23 protein-coding genes and 2 other annotated features are annotated in these 22,819 nt (G+C 38.7%); of the genes, 21 read left to right on the top strand and 2 right to left on the bottom strand.

The genetic code is table 11. The annotated features are described in order from the left end of the window. Positions 1-301 precede the first annotated feature (301 nt). Positions 302-1,099: a phosphotransferase family protein gene (locus tag BW727_RS01655; RefSeq protein WP_062470970.1), complete on the top strand. Its 798-nt coding sequence runs from the start codon at positions 302-304 to the stop codon at positions 1,097-1,099. A 63-nt stretch (positions 1,100-1,162) separates the two neighbouring features. Beyond that, positions 1,163-1,807 (top strand): tRNA (guanosine(46)-N7)-methyltransferase TrmB, encoded by a 645-nt coding sequence (gene trmB, locus BW727_RS01660; protein WP_062470967.1) that lies wholly within the window; start codon positions 1,163-1,165, stop codon positions 1,805-1,807. 97 nt (positions 1,808-1,904) lie between these two features. On the opposite strand, the gene BW727_RS01665 is transcribed toward trmB, so the two are convergent. After that, positions 1,905-3,209, bottom strand: a complete 1,305-nt coding sequence (locus tag BW727_RS01665; protein ID WP_159443124.1) for an ISL3 family transposase — start codon at positions 3,207-3,209, stop codon at positions 1,905-1,907. 163 nt (positions 3,210-3,372) lie between these two features. Then, entirely contained in the window at positions 3,373-3,726 is a 354-nt protein-coding gene (locus tag BW727_RS01670; protein ID WP_227807211.1) for a PepSY domain-containing protein, read from the bottom strand. 151 nt (positions 3,727-3,877) lie between these two features. Here BW727_RS01670 and pepA point away from each other — a divergent pair, with 151 nt between their 5' ends. The 19 genes from pepA (at position 3,878) to BW727_RS01765 (ending at position 22,817) form a co-directional block, all read left to right on the top strand. Then, the gene (gene pepA / locus BW727_RS01675) at positions 3,878-4,951 is read left to right on the top strand and encodes a glutamyl aminopeptidase (RefSeq protein ID WP_062468450.1); all 1,074 of its coding nucleotides are present in this window, start codon (positions 3,878-3,880) and stop codon (positions 4,949-4,951) included. A 10-nt stretch (positions 4,952-4,961) separates the two neighbouring features. Continuing rightward, the gene (locus BW727_RS01680) at positions 4,962-5,297 is read left to right on the top strand and encodes a thioredoxin family protein (RefSeq protein WP_077795697.1); all 336 of its coding nucleotides are present in this window, start codon (positions 4,962-4,964) and stop codon (positions 5,295-5,297) included. Further along, a complete protein-coding gene (gene ytpR, locus BW727_RS01685) occupies positions 5,297-5,911 on the top strand; it encodes a YtpR family tRNA-binding protein (protein WP_062468446.1) in 615 nt (204 codons plus the stop codon). Before BW727_RS01680 ends, ytpR begins: the two co-directional genes overlap by 1 nt. Positions 5,912-5,940: 29 nt before the next feature. After that, a complete protein-coding gene (locus tag BW727_RS01690; protein ID WP_062468443.1) occupies positions 5,941-6,393 on the top strand; it encodes a hypothetical protein in 453 nt (150 codons plus the stop codon). A gap of 121 nt (positions 6,394-6,514) precedes the next feature. Beyond that, the gene (murC, locus tag BW727_RS01695; protein WP_062468442.1) at positions 6,515-7,846 is read left to right on the top strand and encodes a UDP-N-acetylmuramate--L-alanine ligase; all 1,332 of its coding nucleotides are present in this window, start codon (positions 6,515-6,517) and stop codon (positions 7,844-7,846) included. A gap of 135 nt (positions 7,847-7,981) precedes the next feature. Beyond that, positions 7,982-8,437: a MaoC/PaaZ C-terminal domain-containing protein gene (locus BW727_RS01700; protein WP_062468441.1), complete on the top strand. Its 456-nt coding sequence runs from the start codon at positions 7,982-7,984 to the stop codon at positions 8,435-8,437. Between the two features lie 20 nt (positions 8,438-8,457). Beyond that, complete coding sequence (gene polA, locus BW727_RS01705; RefSeq protein WP_062468440.1) at positions 8,458-11,109, top strand: DNA polymerase I; 2,652 nt, start codon at positions 8,458-8,460, stop codon at positions 11,107-11,109. Between the two features lie 17 nt (positions 11,110-11,126). Next, positions 11,127-11,978, top strand: coding sequence for a DNA-formamidopyrimidine glycosylase (gene mutM / locus BW727_RS01710; RefSeq protein WP_062468439.1), 852 nt, complete (start codon positions 11,127-11,129; stop codon positions 11,976-11,978). A 5-nt stretch (positions 11,979-11,983) separates the two neighbouring features. Further along, positions 11,984-12,580, top strand: a complete 597-nt coding sequence (coaE, locus tag BW727_RS01715; protein WP_062468438.1) for a dephospho-CoA kinase — start codon at positions 11,984-11,986, stop codon at positions 12,578-12,580. A 55-nt stretch (positions 12,581-12,635) separates the two neighbouring features. After that, on the top strand, positions 12,636-13,118 hold the full coding sequence (gene nrdR, locus BW727_RS01720; RefSeq protein WP_062468436.1) for a transcriptional regulator NrdR: 483 nt from the start codon (positions 12,636-12,638) through the stop codon (positions 13,116-13,118). Further along, positions 13,115-14,524, top strand: coding sequence for a replication initiation and membrane attachment family protein (locus BW727_RS01725; protein WP_062468434.1), 1,410 nt, complete (start codon positions 13,115-13,117; stop codon positions 14,522-14,524). The genes nrdR and BW727_RS01725 overlap by 4 nt, the downstream gene beginning before the upstream one ends. After that, positions 14,524-15,450: a primosomal protein DnaI gene (gene dnaI / locus BW727_RS01730; RefSeq protein WP_062468432.1), complete on the top strand. Its 927-nt coding sequence runs from the start codon at positions 14,524-14,526 to the stop codon at positions 15,448-15,450. The genes BW727_RS01725 and dnaI overlap by 1 nt, the downstream gene beginning before the upstream one ends. 170 nt (positions 15,451-15,620) lie before the next feature. Beyond that, positions 15,621-15,836, top strand: a binding site (T-box leader). A gap of 69 nt (positions 15,837-15,905) precedes the next feature. Then, a complete protein-coding gene (gene thrS, locus BW727_RS01735; protein WP_062468430.1) occupies positions 15,906-17,840 on the top strand; it encodes a threonine--tRNA ligase in 1,935 nt (644 codons plus the stop codon). 14 nt (positions 17,841-17,854) lie between these two features. Continuing rightward, positions 17,855-19,063: an amidohydrolase gene (locus BW727_RS01740; protein WP_217994410.1), complete on the top strand. Its 1,209-nt coding sequence runs from the start codon at positions 17,855-17,857 to the stop codon at positions 19,061-19,063. A 45-nt stretch (positions 19,064-19,108) separates the two neighbouring features. Then, positions 19,109-19,245, top strand: a sequence feature (ribosomal protein L20 leader region). Between the two features lie 24 nt (positions 19,246-19,269). Then, positions 19,270-19,791: a translation initiation factor IF-3 gene (gene infC, locus BW727_RS01745; protein WP_062468426.1), complete on the top strand. Its 522-nt coding sequence runs from the start codon at positions 19,270-19,272 to the stop codon at positions 19,789-19,791. A gap of 25 nt (positions 19,792-19,816) precedes the next feature. Further along, positions 19,817-20,017, top strand: a complete 201-nt coding sequence (gene rpmI, locus BW727_RS01750; RefSeq protein ID WP_062468424.1) for a 50S ribosomal protein L35 — start codon at positions 19,817-19,819, stop codon at positions 20,015-20,017. Between the two features lie 52 nt (positions 20,018-20,069). Next, positions 20,070-20,429 carry a 50S ribosomal protein L20 gene (gene rplT, locus BW727_RS01755; protein WP_062468422.1) on the top strand — a complete coding sequence of 120 codons (360 nt, stop codon included), beginning with the start codon at positions 20,070-20,072 and terminating at the stop codon, positions 20,427-20,429. A gap of 128 nt (positions 20,430-20,557) precedes the next feature. Beyond that, positions 20,558-21,994, top strand: coding sequence for a protoporphyrinogen/coproporphyrinogen oxidase (locus BW727_RS01760; RefSeq protein ID WP_062468420.1), 1,437 nt, complete (start codon positions 20,558-20,560; stop codon positions 21,992-21,994). Positions 21,995-22,088: 94 nt separating this feature from the next. Next, the gene (locus BW727_RS01765; RefSeq protein ID WP_062468414.1) at positions 22,089-22,817 is read left to right on the top strand and encodes an MBL fold metallo-hydrolase; all 729 of its coding nucleotides are present in this window, start codon (positions 22,089-22,091) and stop codon (positions 22,815-22,817) included. Positions 22,818-22,819 lie beyond the last annotated feature (2 nt).

Raw genomic sequence — 22,819 nt, forward strand, 5'->3', positions numbered from 1 at the left:
ACGATTTAACCCTTTTTTTTCTAGAATAGGGATGGTTTCCAATTCAAGATAGAGCTTGACGGAAGCGACAATTGAATCTAAAATGGGAAGTAATATAAGCAGAATAAACAGATTCTGAAATGACTTAAGTTATTGAAATATTTAAAAACGAACATATATAAGCGAAGTGGCTTTTCCTGGAGGGGAAGTCACTTTCCTATCTACTCAATTTGTCAATATACTTGACTCTAAATGTGTCACGCGACAGTTTAGATTGGGAAATTAGGTGTATGAATTAAAGAAAGAGTAAGGACTGAGCAAAATGGACTATAAGATGGATTCGGGGTGGAAACTGCATCCAATTGGCGGAGATACGGGGCATGCATATATGGGCGTTCGGGCTGAGGAGAAAGTGTTTTTAAAACGCAACTCTTCACCTTTTTTAGCTGCCTTATCGGTTGAAGGGATTACACCACGTCTTATTTGGACTAAGCGAATTGGGAATGGTGATATATTAACCGCTCAGGAATGGCTTAATGGTCGCGTTCTGGGCCGCAGCGAAATGGCTGATAAACGCGTGAGTGATATTGTATGCAAAATACATCGTTCTCAGCACTTATTGAGTATGTTGCGCAAGGTCAAAGGTGAAATTTATGATCCTGAAACTTTTTTAGAAGAATATTTTGATGGTTTAGACGAAAACCTCAGAGACAATCCTTTTCTGACCACCATCGTTAATTACCTTCAAGATACACTCCATTATGTAAAAGGTGCAGAATACACCGTCTGCCATGGCGATTTAAACCGTAAAAATTTTTTAGTCACAGAAAAAAAACGTCTTTATTTAGTAGATTGGGAAAGTGTCAAAATAGCCGACCCGCTTGCGGATGTAAGCTTGTTATTGATTCAATACATCCAACCTGATGAGTGGTCTGACTGGTTGGAACAATATGGCTTAGAACCAAGTGAGTCCCATCTGGAGCGATTAGAATGGTATAGTTTAGTCAATTATTTGCTACTGACCAAACGGTTTCAAAACGAAGCAAACTATTATAAAATGAGTTTACAAATGTTAGGGATAAAGAAAATTTTTGAGAACCGAAGACATCCAGAGATTTAATAAACCTATTCCATCCATAATGTTTTGGAATAGGCTTTTCTTTTTGAAATGAAGGAGGATATTATGAGAGTGAGACATAAACCGTGGGCTGCGGAAAAATTAGCTGAATACCCGGAGTACGCGATTACAGATTTAATTGACTTAAAAGGAAAATGGCAAAGTGCCTTTAAAAAGAAAGGACCGCTTCACGTGGAAGTGGGTTCTGGAAAAGGGCAGTTTATCGTAGGAATGGCAAAACAAAATCCGGATATTAATTATATTGGGATTGAATTACAAACGAGCGTAGCCGTTATGGCGCTGGATAAAATCATTGAAGCGGAATTACCGAATGTAAAACTCCTAAATACAGATGGTGGCCTTTTATCTGATTACTTTGAAGATGGAGAAGTAGACCGTATTTATCTGAACTTTTCTGATCCGTGGCCAAAAAACCGCCATGCAAAAAGACGTTTAACACATGAGAACTTTTTGGATACGTATCGTAAAATTTTAATACCAAAAGGTAGCGTCCACTTCAAAACAGACAATCAAGGGCTTTTTGAATACTCATTGGCTAGTTTCTCTCAATTTGGAATGGTTATTGACCAAGTATGGTTAAACTTACATGATTCTGATTTTGAAGGAAACATCCAAACCGAATACGAAGAGAAATTCTCTTCAAAAGGTCAACCAATTTATCGAGTTGAGGCGCATTTCCCTAGTAAATAGTGGCTCTTTGTCAAGAAGTGTTGATAGTGTATTTTTCCGATTGAATGAAGTTTAAAATTCACAATCCATGAAGCAGTAGCTGGGAACCGAACGGTTCCTAAGCTGCTGTTTTTATTTCTAGCAATTTATATTCTATAAAGATGCGGTTACGGAAATTAGAAAAGTTACGATAACCATAGGCTGCCCGCTTAATAACCTTGATTTTGTTATTGATTCCTTCCACTAAGCCGTTCGAGTAATCATAGTTCAGTGCGTTGATAATTGCTTTTTCGGATTGACGGAATGTCTTCAAAGCCTGGTCCATTTTGACCGTCAGCCCCTGTTGTTTTTCATGAACGAAAGAGCTGAACAGCTTTGGTTTCCGGTGATTAACCGTGAAGATGATGGTTTGGTAGGCGTTATAATTAAGGCGCAACCCCTCGTCCAAAGAGAGGAGATAGTCAATGATTCCCCTCTCCGTCACGAGACCCTTAAAAAGCCGGTGATAACGGTATTCGGTGCTATTCAATGTCTCTTCCTTTTTCAGGATTAATTTCCAGTATTTTTTCAGCTTCCTGTAATCTCGATTAGCCTTTAAGTCTTTCGATTTCTTCAGGGTATTCATAAAACTGACACGTGCCATATTGAGAGCTCGGTTCACCTGTGTGACAATGTGAAAACGATCAATGATCAACTCTGCCTGAGGAAAGAGGGCCTGAAACAGTTTTTGATAAGGACCGTAAAGGTCTACTACCACCGTCTTGACCTTCGCTCGTTGTTCTTGTGGAAAACGCATAAAGTAATCCATGATTGATTTGTTACGGCGATCTTCAAGAATATCAAAAATTTTCTTGTTGTCGGAATCACAAATAATCAGGCTCATTGCCCCCTCAGCGCTTTTTACGCTCTTAAATTCATCAATCGCCAAGTTCTCAGGAAGATGGGTATAGACTTGGCGGAATGTATCATAAAAATCTCCAAAAACCCTTTTGACGGTGTTATTGGAAACACGGTGTTCAAGCGCAAGATCCTTTTCAGATATGTTCCTCGTCCCTTGGACGGCGATAGAACGCTTCACATCATTCGTGATATGGCAACGTTTTTTTACGATACACGTTTCCGCAATAAACGTTTGACCACATTCCCGGCATAAGAATCGTTGTTTCTTCAGTTCCAAGTAGGTGGGACATCCCGCCATATCGAGGAGTAGAGGATGAGTCAGTTTTGTCCCATTTTTGACTATCGATCCCTCATTTACGCAGCCGCAGCACTTACAAGCCTCTGGTGTATAGGTCAGCTTGGCGGAGATGATTTTGCAATGCAGGCCATTTCTAACTTCTTCCTTCAGCCAATCCTTATCCATCACTTTAATATTTTTATCTTTTATTCCCAGCAGATTTAATATAGAATGTTTATGAGACAAATGAATTTCCTCCCTAAAATAAAGACTCGATACCTTCATTTTAACGGAAAAATTCATTTGTCTCTTTGTGTTTTCACAAAAGGGCCATGGGCCCATCAACACTTAATATTCTAGAACCTAAATAGTAAGAAAAAGACACAGACATTTCGTCTGCGTCTTTTTTTTATAGTTTATAAATATCTAAAATCGTACCTGTATAGGCATCGGCTATGAATTCGTATTGGATGAGTTGGTCATTTTCCTTGCGAGAGATACCACCATAGTATACTTTTGTTTCAGCAGAAAAACGTGTTAAAGGAACCGGATAAAGTTCAATCCAAGAGCCCTCAATTGGTCCATCGGTTAAAAACATTTCTTTAACCGATTCTAAAACAGCTTCTCCATTTACTTTTTTCTCACGATGCATGAAAAGTACAGTTAAGCTCATACCAATGACAATACCGGATGTTAAGAGAATGCCTGCTAAAATTTTTTCTTTATTGTCCTTATAAAGCATTTGGTTTTTATCGTGAAACATATTAAAACCTCCTTAAACTGACTAGAATTGTTAGGTTAAGTATAGCATAAATAAAATTGATTTGATAACAGCAGTATATTGGATAACATTGCCGGTTTTAAATGATTTAGGTATAATGAATAGAAGAATGACGAGAAGGGCGATGTGACGAGTGCAAGATAAAACATTTCAACTAATTAAACAACTAACTGAATTGCAAGGAACGAGCGGAAATGAGGGACGTGTGCGTCAATTTATGCATGAAAAATTGTCTCCTTTAGTCGATCGTGTTGAAACAGATGGTCTGGGTGGTGTCTTTGGAATTCGTGAAAACAAACAAGCTGATGCCCCACGCATTATGATTGCTGCACACATGGATGAAGTAGGTTTTATGGTGTCACATATTACTGATAATGGCATGTTAACTGTTGTACCTTTAGGTGGTTGGAATCCGTATGTGGTTTCCGCGCAACGTTATACGCTGCAATCGCGTGATCAAGATATTCCCGTCATATCCTCTTCTGTTCCACCACATCTATTACGAGGTGACGGTAAAGCCGAGGTTAATGTTGCGGATATTCTATTTGATGCGGGTTTTGATTCCAAAGAAGAAGCCATGAGTTTTGGTGTTCGCCCCGGTGACGCCATTGTTCCACAAGCAGAAACCATTTGGACAGCCAATAAGAAAAAAATTATCGCTAAGGCCTGGGACAACCGTTATGGAAACGTAGTCGTTTTAGAAGCTTTAGAAGCATTGCAGGGTGAAGATTTACCCAATACCTTAATTGTCGGATCAAATGTGCAAGAAGAGGTCGGTTTAAGAGGGGCTAAGGGTGCGGTTAGCAAATTTAATCCGGATTTATTTTTTGCGGTCGATTGTTCACCTGCTAATGATATAAAAACGAAAAAAGATACATTTGGACATTTAGGTGAAGGGTTTCTTTTGCGCATTCAAGATCCTGGCATGATTACCTTACGGGGGATGCGTGAGTTTTTATTAGATACAGCAGAGACCCATCACATTCCGTATCAATATTTTGTATCAAAAGGTGGTACGGATGCTGGTGCTGCACATACGATGAATCAAGGTGTGCCGAGTGCAGTAATTGGAGTATCCGCACGTTATATTCACACGCATCAGTCTATGTTCCATATTGATGACTATGCAGCAGCTAAAGAAATGGTCATCCAAGTCGCTAAAACGCTTGATAAAAGTACCTATGAAACCATTATGAAACGCAATTAGGAGAGATTATGTGGAAAAATTACAAGCAAATCAACTAGAGGAATTAACTGCAGACGAAAAAACTGTTTTTGTTTTCACAACCTCTTGGTGTGGCGATTGCCACTATATCCGACCCTTTATGCCTGAAATCGAAGAAAAATTTGCTGACTTTACCTTTATAGAAGTAGACCGCGATGAACACCTCGATTTGGCCCAAAAAAATAATGTGTTAGGTATTCCAAGTTTCATTACTTATAATCGTGGAAAAGAAATCAGTCGTTGGATTAGTCCAAATCGTAAAACACAAGTAGAGATTGAACAGTATTTAACAGAGACAAACGAAAAAATCAAAGGGAGCAATAAATAATGTGGCTAAGTTTTTATAATAAAGAACATGTTGGAGATACCTTATTACTAACGAGCGGTGAAATTACCCGCGAGGAACTAGATACCCAGTCGTCCAAAAATGTAACACGTATTTTCAATCGTCAGACAGATGAAACAGTCAGTTATAACATTTTTGAGATTTCAAAAACATTTACACCCGATGGGAATGGTCCGGTCCTTTTAACAGAAGACCAAGTTGAAAAAGTAAATGAAATCATTAAAGATGCTGGGTTCACTGACACAATTACCCAAGACGCTTCACCAAAGTTCGTAGTAGGTTATGTGAAAGAATGTGTTCCCCATGAAGATTCGGATCATCTAAAAATCACACAAACAGAAGTAGACCATGGCGAAGTTTTACAAATTGTTTGTGGTGCAAGTAACATCAAAAAAGGACAAAAAGTTGTCGTTGCTAAGCCAGGAGCAGTTATGCCAGATGGCTTAATCATTTGGCCGGGTGAACTACGCGGCGTCGCGAGTCAAGGTATGATTTGTTCAGCCAAAGAATTACAAGTAGACAATCCAACCGGTAAAAAAGGGATTTTGGTATTAGATTCAGAAGCAGAGACGGGAAAAGCATTTTTCTCTGAGTAAGTAAGGGATAAAAGGAAGGAGAATGAACCATGGTTCATAAGCGAGGGACATTTCCAAATTATTTACAAAAAAAGCATGATGAAGACATAAAGATGCGCGATAAAGAACACGAACCACATGCATCGGCTTTTTCTGCGGGTAAGCTACATAATACGGAACCTTCCGTTCCTTTTTTACGGCAGCAGAAAGACGATTCTAAGCGTCCTCAATTGCACCATACAGAAGAAAATAATCGGTTCCGTCGACAATCAACACCTTTGTCACGCCAAACGTTTTCTTTTTATAAAAGTCGTCGACCTTTTAAACCAACCGATTATCCCTCTGTGTGGGATACCTTGCGCGAAGAGGAGAAACAAGCGCAAGCAATCAACTACGGGAGAATTAAAGAGCAACTATCTGTTTCAGCTGAAGACTTAATTTTAATTGAACGCAGCAAAAAACAACAGCTTTTAAATAAAAAATGGCGAATATCAAGTTCTTAATCTTTTTTTGAACCACAATAACCGTACTTGTTTGTTTTTATATTAATGCGTGGTATACTTTCTTAGTCAATTTTTCTTAGACTTCTTTGATGCTAGGGACTTAAAATAGTGGAGGAATAAAATGAATAACCAAAATATATATCACTTCGTTGGTATAAAAGGATCCGGTATGAGTGCCTTAGCCTTAATTTTGCATGGCAAGGGACAACAGGTTCAAGGATCTGATGTTGAAACTTACTTTTTTACTCAAAAAGGCTTGGATGATTTAAAAATACCTATTTACCCATTTAATGAAGAAAACATCAAACCAGGTATGACTGTTATTGCAGGAAATGCTTTTCCGGATACTCATGAAGAAATTGTGCGTGCGAAAGAATTAGGTCTTGAAGTGATTCGTTATCATAACTTTATTGGTGATTTTATAAAAAACTTTACCAGCATTGGAATAACGGGATCACATGGGAAAACATCAACAACCGGTCTTTTATCTCATGTACTTGGTGGGATTGAACCAACGAGTTATTTAATCGGTGATGGAACGGGATATGGTCGTGAAGACGCAGATTATTTTGTTTTAGAAGCCTGTGAATACCGCCGTCATTTTCTAGCCTATCAACCAGATTATGGTATTATTACCAATATCGATTTTGATCATCCAGATTATTATAAAGATATTCAAGATGTTGTATCTGCATTTGAAAGCTTTGCCTCACAAGTAAAAAAAGGACTCATTCTCTGCGGAGATGATCCTTATATGGATCAAATTCAAACAAACCTTCCAACTTATTTATACGGAACACAATCTAAAAACGATGTCGTTGCAAGTAACATCGAAAAAACAACAAATGGCTGTTTATTTGATGTGACAATTAAAGGTGACTTTTATGGTCGGTTTAGTATTCCGCTTTTTGGCAATCATAATATTTTAAATTCGCTCGCAGTTATTACCTTTACTTATTTAGAGGGATTACCAAAACAGGCTGTACAAGCACAATTAGAAACATTTGGTGGCGTAAAACGTCGCTTTACCGAAAAAGCTGTGGGGGATATGATTATTATTGATGATTATGCCCATCACCCGCAAGAAATTAAAGCAACCTTGGATGCGGCCCATCAAAAATATCCGAATAAAGAAATCGTGGCTGTTTTCCAACCACACACCTTTACACGAACCATTGCACTATTAGATGAGTTTGCTGAGGCTTTAAATGTGGCGGATGCAGTCTATCTGTGCGAAATATTTGCTTCTGCGCGTGAAAAAGGAGCTACTATTTCAGTTCAAAATTTAGCGGATAAAGTAGAAAAAGGTGCTGAGATTCTTACTTTGGAAAACCTCTCACCACTCCTTCAATATGAAGATGCAGTTATTCTATTTATGGGAGCTGGCGACGTTCAAAAATTTGGACATGCTTATGAAGAATTGTTAAGTCGTAGTATTAAACGCGTTAATTAAATGAGCTTGAACAGGCTGGGACCCGTGTCTCAGCCTGTTTTCTCGTCTATGCTAGAATGAGTAGGCTTGCTTTTATTCCCGCGCGTAGTTTGTTAAAATAGAAATAATGATTGAAACCGTGAAAGGTTGGATAAAATGGCTCTAAGAGATATAAAGATAGGCAAAACAATTGATGAAATTAAAGAAGGCGATTCCTTATCGGTTACCGAGATAATCGAAACAAAAGATATTCTCCTCTACTTAGGACTGACTAATGACACCAATCCCTTGTACCTCCAATATGACTATTCACAAGAAACGTATTATAAAAAACCGATCGTGCCGACTGTTTTACTGGTCGGGATTTTAACCAGTAACGTTTCCAAACACCTACCGGGACCCGGTTCTCATGTGGTCGATATAGAAATTAATATGGTTCAACCCGTCTATCATAACGCAACGGTGACATTTGATTTTAAAGTCAAACGCTTAGATAAACGCCGTGAACAAGTCATAATAGGGGTAGAAGGAAAAGATATTAAAGGCGAACCTTTGCTGCAAGCAGAACTAATCGTGATTGCACCAAGTAAATTAGCAATCGTAACAGAATAAAGAAGTGAGGATGTTGCAAAATGGCAGATAAAAAAAAGTTACTATTACTAGATGGCAGTAGTCTCGCTTTTCGATCCTTTTATGGATTGTTAGATTTAAATAATTTTAGAAATCAAAATGGACTTCACACGAATGCACTTTTTGGTTTTAACCGCATCTTAACCCGCTTATTTGAAGTAGAAAATCCTACTCATATGTTAGTTGCTTTCGATGCAGGGAAGACAACGTTTCGAACAGAGTTATTTGACGACTACAAAGGTGGCCGACAAAAAATGCCATCAGAGTTGGCAGAACAATGGCCCTATTTTAGTGTATTAATTGATGCAATGGGGAGTAAAACCTATGAACTCGCTAATTATGAAGCAGATGATATTATCGGAACCTATGCACGTCAAGCAGAAGCTGAAGGATTTGAAGTAGTCATTGTTACGGGCGATAAGGATTTGGTTCAGTTAGCAACCGATCAAACACGTGTTGATATAACTGTCAAAGGTGTTTCAGATTTGAAAGCTTATACCCCAGAAATTATCCGAGAAGAAATGGGAATTGAACCCTTACAGATTATTGATATGAAGGGCTTAATGGGTGATTCTTCTGACAATTACCCAGGCGTTACCAATGTTGGTGAAAAAACAGCTTTAAAATTATTAAAGCAATATGACTCAATCGAGAATCTATACGCACACATAGATGATTTGAAAAAGAGCAAGATGAAAGAGAATTTGATGAATGAAAAAGACCTCGCATTCTTATCTAAAGAGCTAGCAACGATCGATATCAACACACCAGTCTCTTACGATTTGGAAGAGTTTAAGGTTTCAGAACGCGATTTAGAAAAGCTAACAGCTTTTTATCGGGAAATGAACTTTAATAGCTTTTTACAAAATCTCGATCAAAGCGAAGGCGATAATTCAGAACACTTTGAAGATATTGCCTATCAAACGCTCGAAGAAATTACCGAAGAACATTTTAGTGAAGAGATGGCTTTATATATTGAAATGTTAGAAGATAATTATCATTATGGCAAAATCATTGGGATAAGTTGGGGAAATGAAACAGCTATTTATACAGCGAGTCTTGAAACTGTCACAGCCAGTGAAGCGTTTAAAAACTGGGCTAAAAATGAGCAGATGAAAAAAAACGTGTATGACGCCAAGCGTACAACGGTTATGTTGCACTACGCCGGTATCCAACTGAATGGGGTTTCTTTTGACACCTTATTAGCTTCTTACATTGTAAATACCAAAGACAGCGGCCGAGATATGGCACCTATTGCACAAGAATATGGCTATAAAGAACTGTCCTTAGATGAAACCGTTTATGGTAAAGGGGCTAAACAAGCCATCCCAGAAGATAAGACGATTATTTACGAACATATTGCTCGGAAAGTCGAAGCCATACAAACCATGCAACCACTTTTAATGGCGGAATTTGAAAAAGATGATTTGACTGAATTGTATTTTGAAATGGAATTACCTTTAGCGATAATTCTAGCAGAGATGGAAATGACGGGCATTACCGTCGAACCAGAACGACTAGAGAAAATGAAGGAAGAATTTTCGGTGCGTTTAACTGAAATGGAAAGGGCCATCCATGAACAGGCAGGGGAAGTCTTTAATGTAAATTCACCTAAGCAACTCAGCCTTATTCTTTTTGAAAAAATGGGTTTACCTGTCATTAAAAAAACCAAAACAGGTTATTCAACAGCTGTTGATGTTTTAGAAAAGTTAAGTGCAACAGCACCCATCGCACAAATGGTACTGGACTATCGTCAGCTGGCTAAACTGCAATCCACTTATGTAGAAGGTTTGTTAAAATACATTAAGCCGGAAACAGGTAAAATTCACACTATTTATACTCAAACACTTACACAAACAGGACGACTCAGTTCCAATGAGCCAAACTTGCAAAATATTCCTATCCGGATGGAAGAAGGACGTAAAATTCGACAAGCCTTTGTTCCGTCGCACCCAGGTTGGAAAATATATGCATCTGACTATTCACAAATCGAATTACGTGTTCTTGCCCACATTTCAGGTGACAAGCATATGCAGGAAGCCTTTTTAGAAGGACAAGATATTCATACCTCAACTGCCATGCGCGTTTTTGGTATTGAAGATGAGTCGGATGTGGATGGCAACGTGCGCCGTCAAGCTAAGGCTGTTAACTTTGGAATTGTTTACGGAATTTCTGATTATGGTCTATCGCAAAATTTAGGAATTACGCGTAAAAAAGCCAAAACCTTTATCGAACGTTATTTTGAGAAGTATCCTGGTATCCAAAAATATATGGTCGATATTGTCGAAGAAGCCAAGGAAAAAGGCTATGTTGAAACACTTTTCCATCGTCGTCGCTATTTGCCAGATATCCACTCGAGTAACTTTAATTTACGGTCATTTGCAGAACGAACCGCAATCAATTCACCAATTCAAGGGTCAGCAGCAGATATTTTAAAAGTTGCGATGATTCGGATGGATCAAGCGTTGAAAGAGCAAGGACTAAAAACCCGCATGCTTTTGCAAGTTCATGATGAGTTAATCTTTGAATGTCCAGAGGAAGAAATTCCTATATTAGAGAAGTTAGTACCAGAAATGATGCAAGGAGCAGTTGAATTGGCTGTACCATTGCTAGTTGATAGTAATTATGGAGATAGTTGGTATGAAGCAACATAGAAGGATGGTTTAAAATTATGCCAGAATTACCAGAAGTAGAAACAGTTCGAAAAGGATTGATCACCCTCATAGGTGGTTCAACGATTACAGGGGTGGACGTATTCTGGAACCGAATGATTACGCCCCCATTCTCGAGCGAAAAATTTCAAGAAGTATTAGTTGGAGAACAAATCCATACAATTGAACGGCGTGGAAAATATTTGATTTTTCTATTGGATCATTGGGCAATGGTCTCACATTTGCGAATGGAAGGAAAATTTGAAGTAACGCCGACAGATACCCCCTATAAAAAACATACGCATGTGGTTTTTCATCTGGCTGATAATCGCGATTTACGTTATTTAGATGTGCGCAAATTTGGGAGATTCAGTTTAATTCCGATTGAGAAGCGAGATGAATTTGAAGCGATTAAAAAACTAGGACCAGAACCGACTGCCTCATTTTTTAAGGTAGAGGCCTTTCAAGATTCGCTGTCGCGGACTGGTCGGGCGATTAAAACAACTATTTTAGATCAAGAAGTGGTTGCTGGAGTAGGAAATATTTATGCGGATGAATCGCTTTTTCAAGCAGCTATTAACCCTATGAAACCGGCTAATCGTTTAAATCAAGCAGAAGCAGAACGCCTCCACGAGGCAATTATTGATGTCATTGCCCGTGCTGTGGAAGCAGGCGGTTCTACAATTCGCACCTATAAAAATACCTTAGGTGAAGCTGGGAAATTCCAAGTGGCTCTAAAAGTCTATGGAAAAACAAACCAAGCATGTCCTCGTTGTGGAACAGCTATTGAGAAAACAAAAGTCGGCCAACGTGGAACCCATTATTGTCCACAATGCCAAGGTCCTATAAGTGATTACCAAAAAAAGGAGTGACTGGTGTGACCTATATTTTAGGATTGACCGGTGGGATTGCCACTGGAAAATCAACGGTTTCACGCTACTTAGCTGATAAAGGCATTCCCATTGTGGATGCTGACTTGATTGCACGAGAAGTGGTTGAGCCTGGAACAAAGGGACTAGCAGCTATTGCTGAAACCTTTGGGGAAGCTTATTTACTTACTGACGGTAGCTTAAATCGTAAAAAACTTGGTTCACTTATTTTCGCTGACGGTAAAAAACGACAAGAGCTTAATGATCTTCTTCAAAAGGATATTAAAGAAGCAATTAAAAACCAAGTAGAGCAGTTGAAAAAAACGGAAGCGGATGTGATTGTTCTAGATATCCCGCTCCTTTATGAAAATGAATATGCGGATTACTGTGATGCGGTAATGGTTGTTTATACAACTCCGGAAGTACAAATAGAACGTTTAATGGCTCGTAACCAGTTGAGCATGCAAGAAGCAAAAAATCGCCTTATGAGTCAGATGCCTATTGAAGAGAAACGCAAACGAGCCGACCTTGTTATTGACAACAATGGAAGTGTGTCAGAAACGTATAAACAGCTAGACAATTGGCTAGAAGCTCGTAAAAAGTAGCGTCTAATATGGTATACTAACCAAAAGTATTTTATAAGAAAGGGGTATGGAAGAGATGCAGTGCCCAAAATGCCACCATAATGGCTCTAAAGTTGTGGATAGCCGCCCCGTTGAAGAAAGCAACTCCATTCGGAGACGCCGGGAATGTGAAAAATGCCACCATCGTTTTACGACCTTTGAACGGATTGAGCAAACGCCATTACTAGTAATTAAAAAGAATGGAACGCGCGAAGAATTTAGCCGAGAAAAGTTACTGCGTGGCTTGGTTCGCTCGAGTGAGAAGCGGCCGATCAAATTAGAGCAACTAGAAGAAGTAGTCGATCAAGTAGAGCGCGACATACGAGCAACAGGAGAGAATGAAGTACCAAGTATGGTGATTGGTGAGTACGTGATGGCACATTTAGCTGAAATAGACGATGTTGCCTATATTCGCTTCGCGAGTGTTTACCGTCAGTTTTCTGATCGTGAAACGTTTTTGGCTGAACTCCAAAACTTGGAAAAGAAAAATAAATTAGAGGAAGAGGACGAAGCGGAATGAACTACCCTTGGAAAGAATTAAGCCCGAAGGATCCGCTCACCATTCAGCAAACTTGTTTTATTTCCGATATTGATAAAAAAGTAGTAACGTTTCTTTATCAACCAATCATTGGACCCTACGCTTATAGTTTATATATGACGCTTTTAGCTGACTTTGAAGGAGTCGGGCAGCAAAAAAACAAAACCATCCATTCAGAGTTTTTATCAGTACTAGGACTTGGAATCCCTGATTTTTATCAAGCACGCTCTCGATTAGAAGGTATTGGTTTGTTAAATACATATATAAGTGAAGAAAACGGGGAAAAAGAATATATCTATGAGCCGCTTATGCCTGTTACGAGTGAACAATTTTTTCAGGAAGACCTTCTACGGATGCTTTTACGTGAGCATGTAGGAGAAACAAAGTTGCATAATCTTCAAAAAAGATTTTCTTATCAACAGTTAGACAGTAGTAAACTTAAAAAAGTGACTAAGTCTTTTTTAAATGTTTATGAAGTTGCTACAAGCATCCATCCTTTAGATAAACAAGAAGGGTACACATTCATTTCATCTAAAAAGGGGAAAGCACCGCTTTTGAAAACGACTACTTTTAATCATGCCTATTTGAAACAGCTTTTGCAAAGCGAGTTTTTCACACCGGAATCACTAACTCGGGAGTTACGCCATACCATTGAGGTTCTGCATCAGTTGTATGGAATCGATGAGCAAGAGATGTCCCAGCTTATTCTAAGAGCGAGTCATCTAGAAACCGGTGCCGTAGACATACAAGAGTTAGAAAATTTAGCGGCAGATACGACTAATCAACCCGTTTTAAAACGCGTCCTTAAAGATAAACTTGAAACAGGAATGGAACAAACTGCTTCTCAACTAGAAAACCGCCGTACGGCTTTGGTCAAGGGCGGTTACAGTAAGCAAGAGGTGGATTTGGTGCTCTTAAGTGAGAAATTGTCGCCTTATAGCTTTATCGCTAATATTAAGGCGCAAAAAAAAGGAGAAGTGACTTCTAACGAGAAACGCTTATTGAATTTTTTATTGAGTCAATATAAAATGTCCACAGCGGTATTAAATATGCTAATTTATTATGTACTAGTTATTCAAGATGAACCCACTATTAATAAAGGAAAAGCTGAAACGATTGCGAATGATTGGATGCAATCCAATGTCAGCTTACCGGAAGAAGCGATTAATAAAACGAAACAATTTGTTGGCCAAAGGATCGCGGCCGCTGAAAAGCGTAGTGTTCGTCAGTATGGTAAAAATGTTGTCCGCAAAGTTGAAACTCTACCAGAATGGGCCAAAGAAGAGAGCCAACCGAAAGAAGAGCGTCTTCTTTCAGAAGAAGAGCGCAGAAGATTTAATGAGCGTTTGGAAAAGTTTCGAGGAGGAAGAAAGGCCGGGGATGATTAATGGATCATGTTGGAAAAGGGTTTCAAAATTTTATGAACCAACCCAATATTAGTGAACAATATGAAGAAATGGTCCGTTCAGTTCTGGCTGATCCGGACGTTCAACAGTTCTTTAATGAGCATCAAGAACGTGTTTCAAAAGAGATGATTTCTAACAGCTACTCTAAATTGCATGAATATGTACAAGAAAAAGAAAAGCACCAACGTGGTGAAGAGGGCCAGAACCCTGGTTACCAACCACAGTTAGCTATTAATGCTGGCTATATTGATGTGGTTTACGTACCAGATGCTACGACCATTAAGCGCGAACGTGAGAAAGAATTACGGGGTCGTATTAAATCAATCAACATTTCAAAAGAAGCACGTCATGCAACCATGGAGCAATTTGTCCAGACAGAAGAGCGATTGCCAGTATTAAGCGAGGCTTTTGATTTTATTGAAGCTTATGCAGAAAACCCAACTGGTCTTCATGAAGGATTATATATTTATGGTCCTTTCGGAGTGGGGAAAACATATCTTTTAGGGGCTATTGCTTATGAATTGTCTTTAAAAGGCTTTGTTTCGACCTTGATGCACTATCCTACTTTTACCCAAGAAATGAAGGCTTCTATTGCAGATAATAGTGTGCCTGAAAAACTCGATATGATAAAGAAAAGTGATATTTTAATGTTGGATGATATTGGAGCCGAAATTAATTCAACTTGGATTAGAGATGAAATCTTAGGAGTAATTCTCCAACATCGTATGCAAGAACATTTACCGACTTTTTTTACATCAAATTTAAATTTTAAAGAGTTAGAGAATCATTTTCGGATGGGTAACCGCGGGGATGACGAGCCGATTAAAGCTAAACGTTTAATGGAACGTTTCCGTTTTCTAGCTAAAGAGGTTGAAATGACTGGGAAAAATCGCCGTTTAGAACGATAAAGGGGATATTTGCCACTTTGAATCAATATTTAAAGTAAAAGTGGTAATTATTTTCAGATAATTCCCACTTTACCTTTTAATTTTCCAGCTAAGTGGGAATAATGACCGGATAATTCCCACTTTTAAGCCTTGCAATTTAAAGGAGTTCATGTTTTAATGTGACTATTATAGATAATTCTATGAGAAAGATATGCTGCATAAACAATCATTAGTTAGAGAGGGATGGCTTGGTGAAACATCTCAGTGATTTTATGTTTGTACCCCTTTCGAGAGAACAACTGAAATGAGTAAGTTGTTTCGGCCCGCACCGTTACCGCGCTAGGAGAGTTTCCCTATTTTAGGAAACAAAATTTGGGTGGAACCACGTCTAACACTACGTCCCATTTCTGGATCACTGTATCTAGGAATGGGATTTTTTTTGTATTTAGAAATAAAACGATGATGGAGGAAAAATCATGTCAGAAATTAAAATTACTTTTCCAGATGGCAATGTAAAATCATTTCCAAAAGGAACAACTGTGGAAGAAGTAGCAAAAAGTATCAGTAATAGTCTTGCTAAAAAGGCTTTAGCTGGAAAGTTTAACGGGCAATTAGTAGATTTTGTTTATCCGCTAGAAGAGAGTGGCCGTTTAGAAATTATTGGACCAGATCATGAGGATGCTCTGGGTATTTTGCGTCATTCAACTGCCCACTTAATGGCCCATGCCTTAAAACGTTTATTTCCAGAAATTCATTTTGGAGTTGGTCCCGCTATTGAATCAGGTTTCTACTATGACACCGATATGCCAGAGCAGTTAACAGAAAGTCAGCTCGCGGATGTTGAAGCAGAGATGAAAAAAATTGTACGCGAAAATTATTCAATCGTACGCCGTGAAGTTTCTCGTGAAGAAGCTTTAGAATTGTTTAAAGAAGACCCTTATAAAGTAGAATTAATTCGGGATTTACCTGAAGATGATATTATTACTGTCTACCAACAAGATGATTTTGTTGATTTGTGTCGCGGTGTCCATGTACCTTCTACTGGTAAAATCCAAGTCTTTAAACTTTTATCACTAGCAGGCGCTTACTGGCGAGGAAATTCCAATAACAAAATGATGCAACGAATTTACGGAACAGCTTTCTTTAATAAAAAAGACTTAGCTGAATTTCTGAAAATGCGTGAAGAAGCAAAAGAGCGTGACCACCGTAAACTTGGTAAGGAATTAGACCTTTTTATGATTTCCCAAGAAGCAGGATCGGGACTACCATTTTGGCTACCAAAAGGTGCGACCATTCGTCGGACACTAGAACGTTATATTGTGAACAAAGAAATTAGTCTGGGTTATCAACATGTTTACACACCAATTATGGCGGATGTTGAGCTGTACAAACAATCCGGTCACTGGGATCACTACCATGAAGATATGTTCCCACCGATGGATATGGGTGACGGAGAGATGTTAGTTTTACGTCCAATGAACTGCCCGCACCATATGCTTGTTTACAAAAATGATATTCATAGTTACCGCGAATTACCGATTCGGATTGCGGAGCTAGGTATGATGCACCGTTATGAAAAGAGTGGCGCACTATCTGGTTTGCAACGGGTTCGAGAAATGACTTTAAATGATGCCCATGCCTTTGTACGTCCGGATCAAATCAAAGATGAATTCAAACGAATTTTACAATTAGTTTTAGATGTTTATGATGACTTTAACATTACCGACTATCGCTTCCGCTTGAGCTACCGTGATCCTCAAGATAAAGAAAAATATTTCGATGATGATGCCATGTGGGAAAAAGCTGAATCCATGTTAAAAGAAGCCATGGATGAATTTGGTTTAGACTATTATGAAGCAGTGGGAGAAGCAGCTTTTTATGGTCCTAAATTAGATGTGCAATTCAAAACAGCTATTGGTCTTGAAGAAACCATGTCGACTATTCAACTTGACTTCTTATTACCAGAACGATTTGATTTGACTTATGTCGGAGAAGACGGCGAAAATACACACCGTCCAGTCGTCATTCACCGTGGTGTCATTTCAACGATGGAACGTTTTGTTGCCTACTTAATCGAAGAGTACAAAGGCGCTTTCCCAACTTGGCTAGCACCTGTACAAGGAACGATTATCCCAGTTAGTGCGGAACACCATGCAGACAAGGCCTACGAACTAAAAAATAAAATGGAAATGATGGGAATGCGTTTAGAAGTAGATGATCGCAATGAGAAAATGGGTTACAAAATACGTGCTTCTCAAACACAAAAAATCCCGTATCAAATTGTTATCGGGGACAAAGAAGTAGAAGAAAACACTGTAACTGTACGTCGTTATGGCTCAAAAGAAATGAACACCATGCCAGTTGACACATTCTTGATGACCATAGAAGATGAGATAAAAAACTTTAAATAAACGCTTGGAGGAGGATGAAAATGGTACGTGATAAACTAATGGCATTACTGGAAAGTAAAGAAGAGGAAATGATTGCTTTGCGTCGTTATTTCCATGAAAATCCTGAAGTTTCGTTTCAAGAAAAAGCAACAGCTGATAAAATAGCAAGTTTTTATGAGGGGAAAGATGTTTTAGTAGAGCGTCATGTTGGAAATGGTTATGGAATCGTAGTTACAATAGCCGGTAACGGCCCTGGCCGCACGATAGCATTACGGGCTGATTTTGATGCTTTACCTATCACAGAAGAAACTAACTTACCATTTGCATCCAAAAATCCTGGTGTCATGCATGCCTGTGGGCACGACGGGCATACTGCTTATCTCTTAATTCTAGCTGATTGTCTGATTTCCCTTAAAGATGAATGGTCAGGTACTGTTAAGATTGTCCATCAAAACGCGGAGGAAGTTGGTCCTGGCGGAGCCAAGAGTATGGTAGATTCTGGACGACTTGATGATGTGGATGAAATTTATGGCATCCATTTTTACCCGAATTTCGAAGTCGGGCATGTTCACTATGCGAAAGGCTGGGCTTACGCCGGGTGTAGCGAAATCGAAATAAAGATCCAAGGTAAAGGTGGACATGGCTCCATGCCTCATGTCAGCAATGATGCTATTGTAGCGGCATCATCATTTGTTATGAACTTACAAACAATCGTATCGCGCCGCATCAATCCATTTGATATGGCGGTTGTTACGATTGGTTCTTTTGAAGGCGAAGGGGTCAGCAATGTCATTAAAGACAAACTAACCTTGCTGGGTGATGCCCGTTATATGGATTTAGAGGTAGGGCAAAAGATTGAAAAAGAAACCAGAAATTTAGCCCGAGGTTTAGAAGAGAGTTATGGTGTTCAAGTAGAAGTAGACTATGCTTGGGATTACCCACCTGTTTACAATCATCCTGACCAAGTAGATATGGCTGCTCAAGCTTTAAAAACGAATGGATTAGGAGATTACTTGAAAGAGGTAACTCAAACTCCTCCCAATACTGGTGCAGAAGACTTTGGACAATACCTCTTAAAAATACCTGGTGCTTTCTTTGATATCGGGGCAAGTCCAGAAAACCAAGAAGAGCTGTATATGAATCATCACCCTAAATTTGATATTAATGAAAAAGCACTTCTAGTAGCCGCCAAAACGGTAGGTGACGTTGTTTTAGCAGCTTTAAATAAAGCAGACTCAAAATAAAGTTTGACAAAATAAGAAATACATAGTAAGATATAGCAGTTGAGAAAATCAAAGCAGAAGCACCCGCTTCTCGCCTAAGTTGACAGTTGTCCTTGGGCTAGATATGTACAAATTAGTGACAGTGAAATTCACTGTGACCTTGTGGCGGGTATCGGAGGAGATATCCGCCTTTTTCTGCGCTTTTCTCTCAAATATCATGGAGGTGAATGACCATAGCAAAAGATATGATGGTAAACGACGGTATCCGTGCTCGCGAACTTCGTGTAATTGGTAGCGATGGTGAACAAATTGGAGTGAAGTCAAAAGCTGAAGCACTTGAATTAGCAGAAGCTGAAAACCTAGATCTTGTCCTTATGTCGCCGAATGCAAAGCCACCAGTAGCACGTATTATGGATTATGGGAAATTCCGTTTCGACAAACAAAAACGCGAACGGGAAGCTCGTAAAAACCAAAAAGTTGTCAACGTCAAAGAAGTCCGCTTAAGTCCATCGATTGATGAAAATGACTACCAAACAAAATTACGTAGTGCACGTAAATTCTTGGAAAATGGAGACAAAGTGAAAGCTTCGATTCGCTTTAGAGGTCGGGCAATCACGCATAAAGGAATTGGACAAAAAGTCCTCGACCGCTTAGCGGCTGACTTAACTGAAGTGTCAACCATTGAATCATACCCACGTATGGATGGAAGAAGTATGTTTCTAATGTTGGCTCCAAAACACGAGAAGTAACCACTTATTTTAGGAGGAAAGACAAATGCCAAAGCAAAAAACACACCGTGGCTCAGCTAAACGTTTCAAAAGAACTGGTAATGGTGGATTGAAACGTTTCAGAGCGTTTACAAGCCATAGATTCCACGGCAAAACAAAAAAACAAAGACGTCACTTACGTCAACCAGCAATGGTTCATAAATCTGATATGAAACGTATCAGCCAACAATTATCACAAATGAAATAATTAAACTACGAAATAGGAAGAGGACATTTTGTTCTCATAAGGAGGAATCACCATGCCACGTGTAAAAGGTGGAACAGTAACACGCCAACGCCGCAAGAAAGTTCTAAAGCTTGCTAAAGGTTATTACGGTTCAAAACATACATTATTTAAAACAGCAAAACAACAAGTGATGAAATCTTATATGTACGCATATAGAGACCGTCGTCAAACAAAACGTAATTTCCGTAAATTATGGATTACACGTATTAATGCAGCAGCGCGTATCAATGGACTAAGCTACAGCAAGTTAATTCATGGCTTGAAACTAGCTGAAATCGATATGAACCGTAAAATGTTAGCAGAATTAGCTGTTAACGATGCAGCATCTTTTGCAGCAATTGCTGATCAAGCAAAAGCAGCTTTAAACAACTAATTAATTTATAAGCTACCTCTAATTAATAGAGATAGCTTTTTTTATTTGTCATAATTTGTTCACAGTTTTTCTTAACAAGATAGTATATGATTAAGCTGAATAGAAGATCAGTAAAGAAGGTGAGCAATATGGAACGAGCTAGAAATAGAATTGCCGTATTAGGGAGTGGCCTCAGCGGGTTAGTGGCTGCTTATCATATTCAAAAAATTATCGATTCTGAGCAATTACCGTTTGAACTCATCACTTTAGAACAACGTGACCAAGCAGGTGGCACTATTCGCACCATCCAAACAGAAATCGGACCGATCGATGTAGGCGCCAGCACTTTTGATATCCGCCAAGCAGATATTCGCCCCTTTTTAAAGGAGATTGGCCTCGATCAAGAGATTGAATACAGTTTAGACTGGAAATTTGATCGGTTCAACACCCAAGATTTTATAGAAGCCGATAAGGTGAGCTACCGTGGTATTCCTATTCATCTCAATGATTTGTTACAAGAGCGAGAGCTTTCTTTTAGTGATAAGGTTTCTGTTTTAGTAAATCAGACTTTTAATGGTATTAAGCAAAAGTCAACTATAAATATAACGACTTCTATATTTCTAGAAGACCGCTTTTGCAAAGCAGTCAGTACACTAATCGCCTACCCTAATTACCCTGAATATATCTTTGGTTCAATGGAGTTGTGCTCACCTTTCTTTTTTGATCAACATTTAATTCAATTATTTGGAGATAAGAGACGTACCCAGCAGTTAACGAAAATGGAACTAGAAGAACTTATTGATAATGGAAATAAAGAATTTCATCTTATCAATGGCTTGCATACTTTAGTCGACCAATTAGCGGGATATCTCTCAGACAGTATTTTAACCAATAAAAAAGTGACCGCATTGACTCAAATGGACGATGGTTTGTTTTTATTAACAGTTAACCAAAAAGAAAGCATTCGCGCTAATGTTGTTGTTTCCACTCTACCACTTTCCGAGTCTCACCACCTTGTAACCGAAAATAAACAGGCTCTGTTAGATTTCCCCAAACCTAATACCTCATCAATGGCCACTATTCTATTTCAGTTTAAAAAAGGAACGATTAGACGTTACCCAAAAGGAATCGGTTTTGTTGTTCCAAAGCGTAGTGCTTATCATATGACGCGGGCAACGTTTTTAAATAAAAAATGGCCGTCCTTGAAAGACACAGATTCCGATTATCTCTTGGTAGAAATTGGCAGAAGACAAGAAGATGCTATCGTTCAATTACTGGACGAAACTATATTAGAAATTATTCTTACAGAACTTCAGGAAATATTACAGCTTGAAGGCAGTTATCAATCTGCGCAGGTTTTTCGATGGAAGGATGCCGTTCCCCATTTATTAGCAGATGAAAGACAAGAACTTGAAAAATATTCAAAAGAGCATAAGAAACGTATTAACGATTTAGGCTTATTTATAGGAGGAAACGGCTTACATGGGTATGGCTTATCGAATGCGATTCTAGAAGGGCAACGGTTAGCTGACGAAGCGATTGCTTACATGAAAAAAAATACACAGATAGAAGTAGGGCAGGGGTAACCTCTGTCCTTTTTTCGAGCGTTTTAAGGAAATAACAGGTAAAAACGTGCTATACTGAGACTATGACCAGTTACGTTTAAGGAGGAATTTCTTGATGAAACTAACAATCTTAGGTTTTATGGGTGGATACCCAGCAAATGGAGTCGGAACCAGTTCTTATCTGCTTGAGTCAGCTGGCTTTCGTTTGTTAATTGATGCGGGGAGTGGTTCGGTTTTAGCTCTAGAAAAGCATATTGATCCGCTTGATTTAGATGCGGTTATTTTAACCCATTACCATGCCGATCATATCGCAGACGTAGGTGTTTTACAGCATGTTTTTCTATTAAAAAATGCACCTAATGTTAAAGAAGTACCAATTTATGGCCATACAGAATCTATATGGCATACAGTAAGAGAAAGTAAATCATCAAAAGCAATTGATTATTCAGGACAAGAAGCGATTGAGATAGGACCTTTTCATGTTGAGTTTTTAAAAACGATTCATCCTGTTGTTTGTTATGCTCTAGCGATTACGGAACGAGAAACTGAGAAAAAATTTGTATTTTCAGCTGACTCTGGGTATATGGAGCAGTTTATACCTTTTGCTAAAGATGCAGATGTCTTTTTAGCTGATACTAATTTTTTCAAAGAACAACAAAAATCTTCGGTGCATATGACGTCTGAAGAAGTGGGTGAAATTGCTGAAAAAGCTGGTGTTAAAAAATTGATTTTAACGCATCTCCCACCCAATGAAGACTGGCAAAGACTTCTGAGTGAAGCGAAAGAGGCAACACCAAATGTGAAAGTAATGCTAGCTGAAAACGATATGAAAATCATTATTTAATT

Origin of the sequence: Jeotgalibaca dankookensis (assembly GCF_002005405.1) — a bacterium.
GTDB classification, from domain to species: Bacteria; Bacillota; Bacilli; order Lactobacillales; family Aerococcaceae; genus Jeotgalibaca; species Jeotgalibaca dankookensis.